The following is a 13,163-nucleotide window of genomic DNA, read 5'->3' as shown; positions in this document are numbered from 1 at the left end:
CCCTGTCGCTTTGCTGCTCATCCTCCCCCACCTCCGACGAGCGTGCACAGCGCAGGTGCTCCCCGGTCGCGACGCCGACGGCCCCGCACCGCCGGGGGGCGGGACGGGGCCGTCGATGTGCCGTCAGCGGGTCAGAGCATGCAGGAGACGCAGCCCTCGACCTCGGTGCCCTCGAGCGCGAGCTGGCGCAGACGGATGTAGTAGATCGTCTTGATGCCCTTGCGCCACGCGTAGATCTGGGCCTTGTTGAGGTCGCGCGTCGTCGCGGTGTCCTTGAAGAACAGTGTGAGCGACAGGCCCTGGTCGACGTGCTGCGTCGCGGCGGCATACGTGTCGATGATCTTCTCGTAGCCGATCTCGTACGCGTCCTGGTAGTACTCGAGGTTGTCGTTCGTCATGTAGGGCGCCGGGTAGTAGACGCGCCCGATCTTGCCCTCCTTGCGGATCTCGATCTTCGACGCGATCGGGTGGATCGAGCTCGTCGCGTGGTTGATGTACGAGATCGAGCCGGTCGGCGGCACCGCCTGGAGGTTCTGGTTGTAGATGCCGTGCTCCATGACCGAGGCCTTGAGCTCGCGCCAGTCGTCCTGCGTCGGGATGTGCTGGCCGGACTGCGCGAAGAGCTCGGCGACGCGCGCCGTCGCCGGGACCCACGCCTGCTCGGTGTACTTGTCGAAGAAGGTGCCCGACGCGTACGTCGAGTCCTTGAACCCGCCGAACGTCTCGCCGCGCTCGATTGCGATGCGGTTGGAGGCGCGCAGCGCGTGGAAGAGCACCGTCATGAAGTAGATGTTCGTGAAGTCGATCCCCTCCTCCGAGCCGTAGAACACGCGCTCACGCGCGAGGTAGCCGTGGAGGTTCATCTGGCCGAGGCCGATCGCATGCGAGGAGTCGTTGCCGACCTCGATCGAGCGGACCGACGAGATGTGCGACTGATTGGACACCGCGGTGAGCGCGCGAATCGCGGTCTCGACCGAGAGGCCGAGGTCCGGGGAGTCCATGGCGCGCGCGATGTTGAGCGAGCCGAGGTTGCACGAGATGTCCTTGCCGATGACGTCGTACGAGAGGTCCTCGTTGTACGTCGTCGGCGTGTTGACCTGGAGGATCTCCGAGCAGAGGTTCGACATGTTGATGCGGCCCTTGATGGGGTTCGCCTTGTTGACCGTGTCCTCGAAGACGATGTACGGGTAGCCCGACTCGAACTGGATCTCGGCGATCGTCTGGAAGAACTCGCGCGCGTTGATCTTCGTCTTGCGGATCCGGGAGTCCTCGACCATCTCCTGGTACTTCTCCGTCACGGAGATGTCGCCGAACGGCACGCCGTAGACGCGCTCGACGTCGTAGGGCGAGAAGAGATACATCGGCTCGTTCTTGCGTGCGAGCTCGAACGTGATGTCGGGGATGACGACGCCGAGCGAGAGCGTCTTGATGCGGATTTTCTCGTCGGCGTTCTCACGCTTGGTGTCGAGGAACCGCATGATGTCTGGGTGGTGCGCGGAGATGTAGACCGCGCCCGCGCCCTGGCGTGCGCCCAGCTGGTTGGCGTACGAGAACGAGTCCTCGAGGAGCTTCATCACGGGGATGATGCCGCTCGACTGGTTCTCGATCTTCTTGATCGGCGCGCCCGACTCGCGGATGTTCGAGAGGAGGAGCGCGACGCCCCCGCCCCGCTTCGAGAGCTGGAGCGAGGAGTTGATGCCGCGCGAGATCGACTCCATGTTGTCCTCGATGCGCAGGAGGAAGCACGAGACGAGCTCGCCGCGCTGCGCCTTGCCGGCGTTGAGGAACGTGGGGGTCGCGGGCTGGAAGCGGCCAGCGAGGACCTCCTCGACGATGTTCGTCGCGAGGGCCTCGTCGCCTGCGCCGAGCGCGAGGGCTGTCATGACGACGCGGTCCTCGAAGCGCTCGAGGTAGCGCTTCCCGTCGAACGTCTTGAGCGTGTACGACGTGTAGTACTTGAACGCGCCGAGGAAGGTGTCGAAGCGGTACTTCTTCGAGTACGCGAGGTCGTTGAGCTGCGTGATGAACTCGAACGAGTACTGGTCGAGCACGCTCTGCTCGTAGTAGTGGTGCTCGACGAGGTAGTCGAGCCGCTCGCGCAGCGAGTGGAAGAACACCGTGTTCTGGTTGACGTGCTGGAGGAAGAAGGCACGCGCGGCCTCACGGTCCTTGTCGAACTGGATCTCGCCGTTCGGGCCGTAGAGGTTGAGCATCGCGTTGAGCGCGTGGTAGTCCATCTCGGACTCCTGCTCGAGGGCGGTCATGCCGTTCTCCGTGACTGTCGTTGCCAAAACTGCCTCAATCCTTCGCGGACGCGGGTGACGTCCTCGCTCGTCCCCAGGAGCTCGAAGCCGTACAGGTACGGCACCTCGCACTTGGCGGAGATGATCTTTCCGGCGAGGCAGTACGCCTCACCGAAATTGGTGTTGCCTGCGGCGATGACGCCGCGGATGAGTGATCGGTTGGTCTCGTCGTTGAGGAATCGGATCACCTGTTTGGGAACGGCCCCGCGTCCGTTGCCCCCGCCGTAGGTGGGGGCGACGAGCACGTACGGCTCGGTGACGCGTAGTGGTTCGTCGGTCCGCAGGAGCGGGATCCGCCGGGCGGGGAGCCCGAGCTTCTCGACGAACCGGTGGGTGTTCCCTGAGACGCTCGAGAAGTAGACCAGGGCGGTCACGGGCACCTCCGGGTACGGGGATGCCCGGCGCACCTCGCGAGGTGCACCGGGCAGGTGCGTCGTCAGGCGACGGCGGTGGCGACCTGCGTCGCGAGGGCCGAGATCTGGTCGGGGCGGAAGCCGGACCAGTGGGTGTCGCCAGCGACGACGACGGGAGCCTGCATGTAGCCGAGCGAGCGGACCATCTCGAGGGCCTCGAGGTCCTGGCTGATGTCGACGACCGTGTAGTCGATGCCGCGCTTGTCGAGCGCGCGGTAGGTGGCGTCGCACTGCACGCAGGCCGGCTTGCTGTAGACCGTGATGCTCATCAGTCGGATCCCCTCGTTCGGACCGTCCGGCCGCGCGCGGCGGCTGAACGACGTTCATGTGATTCTCGGGGCGGGCTCCGGGAGGCCCGGGCTCGCACCGACGTCGGCAACACTACACCTAGTGGTCGGCCGTGGCCACAGCCCCTAGGTGTTGTGACTTACATCGGTGTCATCCCATGTTCGCCGGAAGGTGGACAGACGTGTGGGAAGCCTGTGGACGACCGCGCGGACCCCGCTGCAACCCACGCACAGAACCTGCTCGATCACCCTCCCACGAGCCACCGACAATCGCGCCAACACGCCGCTCCCCGCCCTGCGCCGCGGCCCCCCCGCCCCCGCCGAGCGCCTGTCCCCACCCCGTGCGCCCGCGTCGTCCACAGGCGGTGGACACCGCGCGCCGACGGGGCAGATCTCACCCGCCGCGCCTCCGACACGCCGGGGAGCGACACGCCGGGACCCGTTCCTGCGACACACCCACCCACGCCAGGTGAGCGCTCCCACATCTTCCCTACGCTGGGCGGGCACGCGCCGACGACGGCGCACGGACGATCCGACGACGAGGACGTGATGGCTCTCTTCGACCTGCCCACCGACCAGCTGCAGGCGTACGCACCGGGGCCCGACGAGGTCGGCGAGGCCCCGGACCACGACGAGTTCTGGGCGGCAACCCTCGCCGGGTCCCGCGCCCTCGCCTCGGCGCCGACGCGCACACGCGTGACGACCGGCCTGCGCGCGGTCGACTCCTACGACGTGACGTTCTCCGGTTTCGGCGGCCACCCCGTCCGCGCGTGGCTCACGCTCCCCGCGGCGACCGAGGGCCCCCTGCCGACCGTCGTGCAGTACAACGGCTACGGCGGCGGACGAGGACTCGCGATCGAGCACCTCTTCTGGGCGAACGCGGGCTACGCACACCTCTTCATGGACTCCCGCGGGCAGGGATCGGGGTGGGGCAACGGGGGCGACACGCCCGACCCGGTCGGCCACGGCCCCGCCGCCGCAGGCCAGATGACGCGCGGGATCCTCGACCCCCACGAGCACTACCTGCGCCGCCTCCAGACGGACGCCGTGCTCGCGGTCGACGCTGCGCGCGCGATGCCCGAGGTCGACGGCACCCGGATCGTCGTCACGGGCCGGTCACAGGGAGGCGGCGTCGCGCTCGCCGTCGCCGGCCTCACCGACGGTCTCGCGGGTGTCATGGCCGACGTGCCATTCCTCTGCCACTTCCGCCGGTCGGTCGACCTCACGGACGCGTTCCCGTACCAGGAGATCGTCCAGTACCTCAGCGTCAACCGCCTCCACGAGGAGCAGGTGTTCCGCACGCTCGCGTACTTCGACGGCGTCACGCACGCGCGTCGGGCGACCGCTCCCCTCCTCACGTCGGCGGCGCTGCGGGACATGGTGTGTCCGCCGTCGACGATCTACGCGGCGTTCAACGCGTACGCCGGCACTGACAAGGAGATCGTCGTGTGGCCGTGGAACGGCCACGAGGGCGGCGGAGGTCACATGGCGCCGCGCCAGCTCGCGTGGCTCGCAAACCGAGTCCCGGCCTGACCCACCCCCACCCCGCCTCTTATACACATCTCCCAGCCCACGAGACCGGACTAGAACTCGTATGCCCCCTTCTCCTTTTCCTAAAAAAAACGTATCTAATACACATCTCAACTACACCGCAACCCGATAGGATATCATATGCCGTCTATTACTTGAAAAAACAGCCTCAGAGAGATGATCGACATAGANGGGGGTCGGGGGTCGGGGGTTAGCGTGCGGGGGTGTACGGGAGCGCTGGCGGCGTGCCCGTCGTCACGAGCTCGCGGAACCAGTGCGCGGAGTCCTTCCACGTGCGTGCGAGCGTCTCGTAGTCGACGCGGATGATCCCGAAGCGACGCTCGTAACCGAACGACCACTCGAAGTTGTCGAGCAGCGACCACGCGAAGTAGCCGCGGACGTCGGCGCCCGCGTCGAGCGCCCTGCCGACGGCCTCGACGTGACGCGCGTAGTAGTCGATGCGCCGCGGGTCATGGACGGCGCCGTCGGCCGAGACCTCGTCGTCGAACGCGGCACCGTTCTCGGTGACCATGAGCGGGAGCCCGGGGTAGCGCGCCGAGAGGTTCGTGAGGAGCTCGGTGAGGCCCGTCTCGTCGATACCCCAGCCCATCGCGGTCTTCTCGCCGGGGCGGTCGGCCCACACGACGTCCCGGCATCCAGCCCACGGCGTGGGCTCGTCGCCGACGGGCTCACCCGTGGGCGCTGCGACGATCGTCACGTCGTAGTAGTTGACGCCGAGCGACGTGAGCGGCTGGTGGATGATCTCGAGGTCGCCGTCGCGGACGAACGACCAGTCGGTGATCGAGGCCGTGTCGGCGAGGAGGTCGTCCGGGTAGGCGCCCTCGAGCATGGGGCCCGTGTAGATGCGGTTGCCGACCGCGTCGATGCGGCGCGCGGACTCGACGTCACCGGGGTTCTCGGGGTCGGCGGGCCGCACGACGTGAAGGTTGAGGGTCACGGAGACGGGCGCATCCTCGCCGAGCTCGTCACGGATCGCGCGCACGGCGAGGCCGTGCGCGAGGTTGAGGTGGTGGGAGGCCTCGAGCGCCGCGAGGTCGTCGGTGACGCCCGGGGCGTGCTGGCCGTTGCCGTAGCCGAGGAAGGCGGCGCACCACGGCTCGTTGAGCGTCGTCCACAGGCTGACGCGGTCGCCGAGCTCGCGCGCCATGTGGCGCGCGTACTCGCCGAAGAGCTCGGCGGTCTCGCGGTTGCGCCACCCGCCTGCGTCCTCGAGGACCTGCGGGAGGTCCCAGTGGTAGAGGGTGACGACGGGCTTGATGCCACGTGCGAGGAGCGCGTTGACGAGCTTCGAGTAGAACTCGACGCCCTCGCGGTTGAGCTCGCCGCGGCCGTCGGGCTGGACGCGGGGCCACGCGATCGAGAGGCGGTAGGCACCGACGCCGAGGTCGGCGAGGTGCTGCACGTCCTCCTCCCAGCGGTGGTAGTGGTCGACGGCCACGTCGCCGGTGTCGCCGCCGAGGACCTTGCCGGGCGTGTGGGAGAACGTGTCCCAGATGGACGGGGAGCGTCCTCCCTCGGTCGCGGCGCCCTCGATCTGGTACGAGGCGGTCGCAGTGCCCCAGAGGAAGTCGGCGGGGAAGGTACGGGGGTCGGTCACGAGCGTGGTCTCCTCTTCGAGATGCGGACGGGTCCCGGGCCCACGGTGGCAGACGGTGGTCGTGGGCTCAAGCCCCGCCCAGAATATCGAAACGTTTCGATCAGGGGGAAGGGCCGGCCGGTCCGGCAGTGCCGGACCGGCCGGGTCGGCCGCCGCGGGGGAACGGCGGCCAGGGCGGCGGCCGGAGCCGCCGCGGGGTTCAGAGAGCGAGGACGGCCGTGCCCGACGCCGCCTCGACGAGACGCCCGCCGAGCTCGAGCTGCCACGGGCTCGCGCTCGACGACGTCGCACGGATCTCGGCGCCTTCGCGCACGACCCGGAACTCGGTCGCCGCACCACCCGTCACCTGCGACGCCGGCACGACGACGACCTCGTCGAAGCCGTCGGGGATCTCGAAGAGCCGCAGCGTCACGCCGTCCGCCCAGTCGTACTCGGGCGAGTCGTCGCGCGCACCGACGGGCAGCACCGTGCCCGGACGCACGAGCAGCGGGAGCGAGTCGAAGCCGTAGGACTCCGTCACCCACCGGCCGCCCTCGAGCGTCCGCCCGTCGAGGAGGTGCGTCCACGTGCCCGCGGGCACGTAGTACGAGACCTCGCCCTCGTGCGAGAAGACCGGGGGCGACGAGGAGCGCGTCACCGAGCATGTACTGCGTCTCGAGCGTCGCGACCGCCGGGTCCTCGGGGAACTCCAGCAGCATCGGGCGTGCCATCGGCGTCCCGGCCGCGTGCGCCTCACCTGCGACCCGCCCGAGGTACGGCATGAGCGAAAGCTTGAGGCGTGTGAAGAGCCGCGTGACGTCGACCGCCTCGTCGTCGAACGCCCACGGGACGCGCACCGACGTCGAGCCGTGGAGGCGCGAGTGCGACGAGAGCAGCCCGAACGCGAGCCACCGCTTGAAGACCGCCGGCTCGGCCGTGCCCTCGAAGCCACCAATGTCGTGGCTCCAGTATCCGAAGCCCGAGAACGCGAGCGACAGGCCCCGCCCCGCCGTCCTCGTCGGCCTACCCGCCTCCCCCGGCGGGCTGCCCTGCGTCGACCTCGACTTCGAGGGTGCTGGCAGAGCCGCGATCGAGCACCTCGCCGAGCTCGGTCACACGACCGTCGGCGTTGTCGCCCACGCCGACGAGTTCCGCGAGCAGGGGACCTCGTTCGCGGTCCGGTTCGCCCGTGGCATCCACGACGCAGGCAACGCCACCGGCCTCGACGTGACGCTCGTCGGCTCGGACGGGAGCGGCGGTGGCACGCACGCCGCAGTCGACGCGATCCTCGCCGCAGCCCCCGGCACGAGCGCCTTCATCGTCCACAACGAGCCAGCCCTGCCCCACGTCCGCGCGCACCTCGCGGCTCATGGTCGGACCGTCCCCGGCGACGTCTCCGTCCTCGCAGTCTGCCCCGCCGACGTCGCCGAACGACAGTCGACGCCCGTGACGGCCGTCGAGATCCCTGCCGAGCACCTCGGTGCCGCCGCTGTCGACATGCTCGTCGACCGCATCGCCGAGACCCGACCGGCCGAGATCCGGCTCGTCGCGCCCACGCTCGTCGACCGAGGATCGACGAGGCGCCACTGAGCGCCTCGTCCCGGCAGGCAGCGCTCCCCGACGCCCCGACGACCGGTACCACGGGCCCGGCGACCGGCACCACGGGATCGCGCACCGCCGACGGTGCACCCGCTCACCTGCCGCCCGGTTCGCACGGCCCGTAGGGCCCCAGCACCATTGAACGGTGCTGGGGCCCTACGAGTCGGACGAAGGAGCGACGGCCGAGGCCTGGCCAGCCCTACGCGACGATCTCACCGCCACGGAGCACGTCGAGGACGCGCAGCTCCTCGTCGAGGAGGAGCACGTCGGCGCGCGCGCCGACCTCGAGCCGGCCGACGTCCGTGCGTCCGAGAACCGTCGCCGGCGTGTGCGTCGCCGAGCGCACCGCGTCGACGAGCGGCACACCGCCCCGGACAGTGCGCCGCAGCACGTCGCTCAGCCGTGCGGTGCCGCCAGCGATCGCGCCGCCGACCGTGAGGCGTGCGACGCCGTCGAGGACCGTGACGTCCTGCGAGCCGAGCCGATAGCTGCCGTCGGCCATGCCGGCGGCTGCCATCGCGTCCGTGACGAACGCGACGTTCTCGGCGCCGACCATCTCGATAACGTCCCGCACGAGCGCGGGGTGCACGTGCATGCCGTCCGCGACGAGCTCGACGACCGCCCGGCCGCGTGCCGCCGCGGAGAGGCAGTCGGCGATCGGGCCCGCCTCGCGGTGCGCGAGGGGCCGCATGCCGTTGAAGAGGTGCGTCACCGTCGGCCGCGCCGAACGCACGCCCGGCGCTGCGAGCCGCTCGTGCGCCTCGTCGAGGGCGACGCGCATCTCGCCCGCAGCCGCGTCCGTGTGCCCGTAGCTCGGGAGGGCGCCCGCGTCGATGAGCGCCTCGGCGACCCCGCCCTCGCCGACATTGCCGTCCTTCTCCGGCGCGATCGTCATCGTCACGAAGTGCCGGCCGAGGACCTGCGCGACCTCGCGGACGAGGTCAGCCGACGGCGCCTGGATGAGGGCCGGGTCCTGCGCGCCGCAGCGCTCGACCGAGACGAACGGACCCTCGAGGTGCGCGCCCGCGATCTCCCCAGCCTCGGCGAGCTCGACGAGCACGCCCGAGCGCTGCAGGAGCGTCTCGGGTGCCGCCGTGACGAGCGACGCGACGAGCGTCGTCGTGCCTGCACGCCGGTGCTCGAGCACAGCGGCCATCGCGGTCGCGGCGTCCTCAGCGTCGGGGAAGCTCGCGCCGCCGCCGCCGTGGCAGTGGATGTCGACGAGGCCCGGCGTGACGACGGGCACGGCCCGCGCGCCGGCGAGGTCGTGGCCTGCGGCCTGCGCCTCGCTCACCTCACCGACGAACGCGATCCTCGGTCCGTCGAGGACGACGGCACCATCCCGGATCTCCGTCGTCCCGGTGAGGACCCGACCGCGCAGCACCACTTTGTTAGCCACGCTGCCATTCTTGTCCCGGAGCGGCGCCCAGTGCCAGTCACGAGGCCCCGGTTCGGCTCAGAAGAGACGCGCGTCGACGTCGTCGACCCCGCGCATCGCGTCGTAGTCGAGCACGAGGCACTCGATCCCGCGGTCGGTCGCGAGCACCCGAGCCTGCGGCTTGATCTGCTGCGCCGCGAACACTCCGCGGACCGGCGCGATGAGGGGATCCCGGTTGAGGAGGTCGAGGTACCGGGTGAGCTGCTCGACCCCGTCGATCTCGCCCCGGCGCTTGATCTCGATCGCGACCGACCCGCCGCGTGGGTCGCGCGCGAGGATGTCGACCGGACCGATCGCCGTCATGTACTCGCGCCGGACGAGCGTGTGCCCGGGCCCGAGCAGCTCGATCTGTTCCGCGAGCAACGCCTGGAGGTGTGCCTCGACGCCCTCCTTGACGAGTCCCGGGTCGATGCCCAGGTCTGCGGTCGTGTCGAGAACGACCTCATGGATCTCGATGCGCAGGTGGTCGTCGCTCTTTGTGTGCTGGACGTCCCACACCGCAGTGAGACCTGCGGCCGCCTCGTCGTCGTCGGGTTCCGAGACGACGAGCGTGCACGGCGGGCTCATCCAGTTGAGCGGCTTGTAGGAGCCGCCGTCCGAGTGCAGCAGCACCGAACCGTCGGCTTTGACGACGATGAGGCGCCGCGCGAGCGGCAGGTGGGCCGAGAGCCGGCCGGTGTAGTGCGCGGAGCAGTCCGCGATGACGAGTCTCACGACATCCTCAGGCTCGGGGGTGACGGGAAGCGCTCCGCCGCGCCGGGCGCCCGGGGACGCAGCGCGGTCAGGAGACTACGCCACCGTCCGACGGCGGCGCGGACTCGAGCCACGAGGTGAGTCCCGCGTACGCAGGGAACGACATCTCGAGGACGAGCGGCTCCCCACGATAGCTGCACAGGACGCGGTAGCGGTCCTCCGACCCGGGGACGAGCTCGCGCGAGTCGACCTCGAGGTCGTGCCGGATCCACGTGCGGTCAGCACGTAGGGAGAGCGACCAGCGCCGGTACCAGTCGAGGCGGCCGACGCCGTAGTGCGCGACCCCGACGCGCGGCGGCGCGCTCGGGGCGGGGGCGTGGGCGGGCGCCACGGCGCACGAGAAGGAGCCCACGCGTCGTTCGAGCGCCCGCAGGCGCAGGACGACGACGAGGGCGGCCGTCACGGCGAGCAGACCGAGGATGACGAGCATCCACCGGAACCACTCCCCCATGACGGCCGCCCTCGTGCGTGATCAGGCGGTGACGAGAGTCGCCTCGTCGGCGACCACCGTGACCTGGTCGGAGTCGACGGACAGGAATCCGCCCGTCACCGAGATCTCGAGCTCGGGGCCCGACGCGGGACGGATGACGACCGCCCCCGCGCCGAGCAGCGCGAGCAGGGGCGTGTGCCCCACGAGGATCCCGAGCGACCCGTCGTGCGCGGGCGCGGTGACGGATCGTGCCGTGCCGGACCAGACGGCCCGGTCAGCGGCGACGACGTCGACGGAAAGTTCAGCCATGTGAGCTCCTAGCGTGTGTCGGCTCGATCAGGAGGCGGACGGCGTCAGACGCCGTACTCCTTCTGGATGCGGGCCCAGTTGCGCTCGAGGTCCTCGAGGCCACCGATGTTGAAGAACGCCTGCTCCGCGATGTGGTCGAACTCGCCGTCCGCGATCTTCTTGAACGCCTCGATCGTCTCCGTGAGCGGAACGGTCGAACCGGGCACGTTGGTGAACTGCTCGGCCATGTAGGTGTTCTGCGAGAGGAACTGCTGGATGCGGCGCGCGCGACCGACGACGGTCTTATCCTCCTCCGAGAGCTCGTCGACACCGAGGATCGCGATGATGTCCTGGAGCTCCTTGTTGCGCTGGAGGATGGACTTCACGCGGGTCGCGACGTCGTAGTGTTCCTGGCCCACGTAGCGCGGGTCGAGGATGCGCGAGGTCGACGTCAGCGGGTCGATAGCCGGGTAGAGACCGCGCGAGGCGATCTCACGGCTCAGCTCGGTCGTCGCGTCGAGGTGCGCGAACGTCGTCGCCGGGGCCGGGTCCGTGTAGTCGTCGGCGGGGACGTAGATCGCCTGGAGCGACGTGATCGAGTGACCACGCGTCGAGGTGATGCGCTCCTGCAGCTGACCCATCTCGTCAGCGAGGTTCGGCTGGTAGCCGACGGCCGACGGCATGCGGCCGAGCAGCGTCGAGACCTCGGAGCCGGCCTGCGTGAAGCGGAAGATGTTGTCGATGAAGAGGAGGACGTCCTGCTTCTGCACGTCACGGAAGTACTCGGCCATGGTGAGTGCCGAGAGCGCGACGCGCAGACGCGTGCCCGGCGGCTCGTCCATCTGGCCGAAGACCAGCGCGGTCTGCTTGATGACGCCCGACTCGGTCATCTCCTGGATGAGGTCGTTGCCCTCACGGGTGCGCTCGCCGACACCGGCGAACACGGAGACACCGTTGTGGTTGTTGGCGACGCGGTAGATCATCTCCTGGATGAGGACCGTCTTGCCGACGCCTGCACCACCGAAGAGGCCGATCTTTCCACCCTGGACGTACGGGGTGAGGAGGTCGATCGACTTGATGCCGGTCTCGAACATCGTGGTCTTCGACTCGAGCTGGTCGAACGCCGGCGGCTTGCGGTGGATGGGCCAGCGCTCGGTGATCTCGATCTGCTCACCGGGCTCCGCGTTGAGGACCTCACCGGTGACGTCGAAGACGTGACCCTTGGTGACGTCGCCGACGGGCACGGAGATCGGGGCGCCCGTGTCACGGACCTCCGAGCCGCGGACGAGGCCGTCCGTCGGCTTGAGGGCGATGGCACGGACCATCGAGTCGCCGAGGTGCTGTGCGACCTCGAGGTTGAGCGTGAACTTCTTCTCGCCCTCGCCCTGCGACGTCAGGTCGATGTCGACCTGGAGCGCGTTGTAGAGCTCGGGGATCTGATCCGACGGGAACTCGATGTCCACGACGGGACCGATGACGCGGGCGACGCGCCCCACGCCGGGGGTCTTCGCGCCGGCGGCGCCGGTGTCGACAGTGGTGGCGGTCATGACTGCTGGCCTCGCTTCACAGTGCCGGGCACGTGCCCGGCGGGGTCGATGCTTGCAACGTGGGTTCGGGACGTCACGTTCATGACGCCGCCAGGGCGTCCGCGCCCGAGACGATCTCGGAGATCTCCTGGGTGATCTCGGCCTGACGCGCCTGGTTGGCCAGACGCGTGTAGTTGCGGATGAGATCCTCAGCGTTGTCGGTCGCCGTGTGCATCGCGCGCTGCCGGGCGGCGAGCTCGGAGGCTGCCGACTGCAGGAGCGCGGTGTAGATGCGGCGACGGACGTACCGCGGCAGGAGCGCGTCGAGCACGGCCTCGGCCGACGGCTCGAACTCGTAGAGCGGCAGCGCCTCGTCCTTGCCCGCGACCTCGACGCCCTCGACGACCTCGAGCGGGAGGAGGCGGATGATGCGCGGCTTCTGCGTCACCATGTTGACGAACCGCGTGTAGACGACGTGGAGCTCGCCCACGCCACCCTCCTCCGCCGGAGCCTGGAAGGACTCGAGCAGACGGTCGGCGATCTCGTCGGCGGTCTCGACCGACGGCGCGTCCGACTGCGTCGTCCACGACCCCGCGAGCGGCCGGTTGCGGAACGAGTAGTACGACACGGCGCGACGTCCGGTGACGTAGAGGTCGACCTCCTTGCCCTCGGACTCGAGACGCTCGATGAGCGCCTCCGCCTCGCGGATGACGGACGCCGAGTAGGAGCCGGCCATGCCGCGGTCCGCCGTGACCAGGAGGACCGCGACCCGCTGGGTGTCCGTCCGCTCGGAGAGGAGCGGGTGGTCGGTCGCGCCGTGCGTCGCCGCCGCCGACACCGCACGCGTGAGCATGTCGGAGTACGGCGACGCCGCGGTGACCTTCGCGCGGGCCTTGCCGATGCGCGAGGCCGCGATGAGTTCCATCGCACGGAAGATCTTCTTGAGCGACTGTGTCGACCGGATCCTCTGCCGGTAGACGCGCTGCTGGCCCGCCATCG

Annotated in this window: 12 protein-coding genes and 1 pseudogene; 2 read left to right on the top strand and 11 right to left on the bottom strand. The window is 69.6% G+C overall.

The annotated features are described in order from the left end of the window. Window positions 1-131 precede the first annotated feature (131 nt). From nrdE to nrdH, 3 genes are all read right to left on the bottom strand, one after another. Window positions 132-2,264 carry a class 1b ribonucleoside-diphosphate reductase subunit alpha gene (gene nrdE, locus C1729_RS00180; RefSeq protein WP_102507688.1) on the bottom strand — a complete coding sequence of 711 codons (2,133 nt, stop codon included), beginning with the start codon at window positions 2,262-2,264 and terminating at the stop codon, window positions 132-134. Then, a complete protein-coding gene (gene nrdI / locus C1729_RS00175; RefSeq protein ID WP_102507686.1) occupies window positions 2,261-2,677 on the bottom strand; it encodes a class Ib ribonucleoside-diphosphate reductase assembly flavoprotein NrdI in 417 nt (138 codons plus the stop codon). The genes nrdE and nrdI overlap by 4 nt, the downstream gene beginning before the upstream one ends. Window positions 2,678-2,739: 62 nt before the next feature. Then, complete coding sequence (nrdH, locus tag C1729_RS00170) at window positions 2,740-2,985, bottom strand: glutaredoxin-like protein NrdH (protein WP_102507685.1); 246 nt, start codon at window positions 2,983-2,985, stop codon at window positions 2,740-2,742. A gap of 567 nt (window positions 2,986-3,552) precedes the next feature. Here nrdH and C1729_RS00165 point away from each other — a divergent pair. Next, on the top strand, window positions 3,553-4,536 hold the full coding sequence (locus C1729_RS00165) for an acetylxylan esterase (RefSeq protein ID WP_102507683.1): 984 nt from the start codon (window positions 3,553-3,555) through the stop codon (window positions 4,534-4,536). Window positions 4,537-4,744: 208 nt separating this feature from the next. On the opposite strand, the gene C1729_RS00160 is transcribed toward C1729_RS00165, so the two are convergent. Beyond that, window positions 4,745-6,151 (bottom strand): GH1 family beta-glucosidase, encoded by a 1,407-nt coding sequence (locus tag C1729_RS00160; RefSeq protein WP_102507682.1) that lies wholly within the window; start codon window positions 6,149-6,151, stop codon window positions 4,745-4,747. Between the two features lie 199 nt (window positions 6,152-6,350). Then, window positions 6,351-7,131 (bottom strand): annotated as a pseudogene (locus C1729_RS00155) (TIM-barrel domain-containing protein); the annotation flags it as partial. Between C1729_RS00155 and C1729_RS14845 the strand changes: the two are divergent. Continuing rightward, entirely contained in the window at window positions 7,085-7,720 is a 636-nt protein-coding gene (locus C1729_RS14845; protein WP_242493855.1) for a substrate-binding domain-containing protein, read from the top strand. The pseudogene C1729_RS00155 and the gene C1729_RS14845 sit on opposite strands and share 47 nt — an antisense overlap. 208 nt (window positions 7,721-7,928) lie before the next feature. Here C1729_RS14845 and C1729_RS00145 read toward each other — a convergent pair whose 3' ends face one another. The 6 genes from C1729_RS00145 to C1729_RS00120 all read right to left on the bottom strand — a co-directional run bounded on the left by C1729_RS00145 (window position 7,929) and on the right by C1729_RS00120 (window position 13,161). Beyond that, complete coding sequence (locus C1729_RS00145; protein ID WP_102507679.1) at window positions 7,929-9,128, bottom strand: N-acetylglucosamine-6-phosphate deacetylase; 1,200 nt, start codon at window positions 9,126-9,128, stop codon at window positions 7,929-7,931. A gap of 57 nt (window positions 9,129-9,185) precedes the next feature. Further along, complete coding sequence (gene nucS / locus C1729_RS00140; protein WP_102507677.1) at window positions 9,186-9,881, bottom strand: endonuclease NucS; 696 nt, start codon at window positions 9,879-9,881, stop codon at window positions 9,186-9,188. Between the two features lie 67 nt (window positions 9,882-9,948). Next, a complete protein-coding gene (locus C1729_RS00135) occupies window positions 9,949-10,371 on the bottom strand; it encodes a DUF2550 family protein (RefSeq protein ID WP_102507675.1) in 423 nt (140 codons plus the stop codon). 21 nt (window positions 10,372-10,392) lie between these two features. Further along, a complete protein-coding gene (locus C1729_RS00130) occupies window positions 10,393-10,659 on the bottom strand; it encodes a F0F1 ATP synthase subunit epsilon (RefSeq protein WP_102507673.1) in 267 nt (88 codons plus the stop codon). A gap of 44 nt (window positions 10,660-10,703) precedes the next feature. Continuing rightward, entirely contained in the window at window positions 10,704-12,185 is a 1,482-nt protein-coding gene (gene atpD, locus C1729_RS00125) for a F0F1 ATP synthase subunit beta (RefSeq protein WP_102507671.1), read from the bottom strand. A 79-nt stretch (window positions 12,186-12,264) separates the two neighbouring features. Then, on the bottom strand, window positions 12,265-13,161 hold the full coding sequence (locus tag C1729_RS00120) for a F0F1 ATP synthase subunit gamma (RefSeq protein ID WP_102507670.1): 897 nt from the start codon (window positions 13,159-13,161) through the stop codon (window positions 12,265-12,267). Window positions 13,162-13,163: the final 2 nt, after the last annotated feature.

Origin of the sequence: Sanguibacter massiliensis, assembly GCF_900240335.1 — a bacterium.
GTDB lineage: Bacteria > Actinomycetota > Actinomycetes > Actinomycetales > Cellulomonadaceae > Flavimobilis > Flavimobilis massiliensis.
The sequence above is the reverse complement of the archived record's forward strand: the minus strand, read 5'-3'. Positions and strand labels throughout refer to the sequence as shown.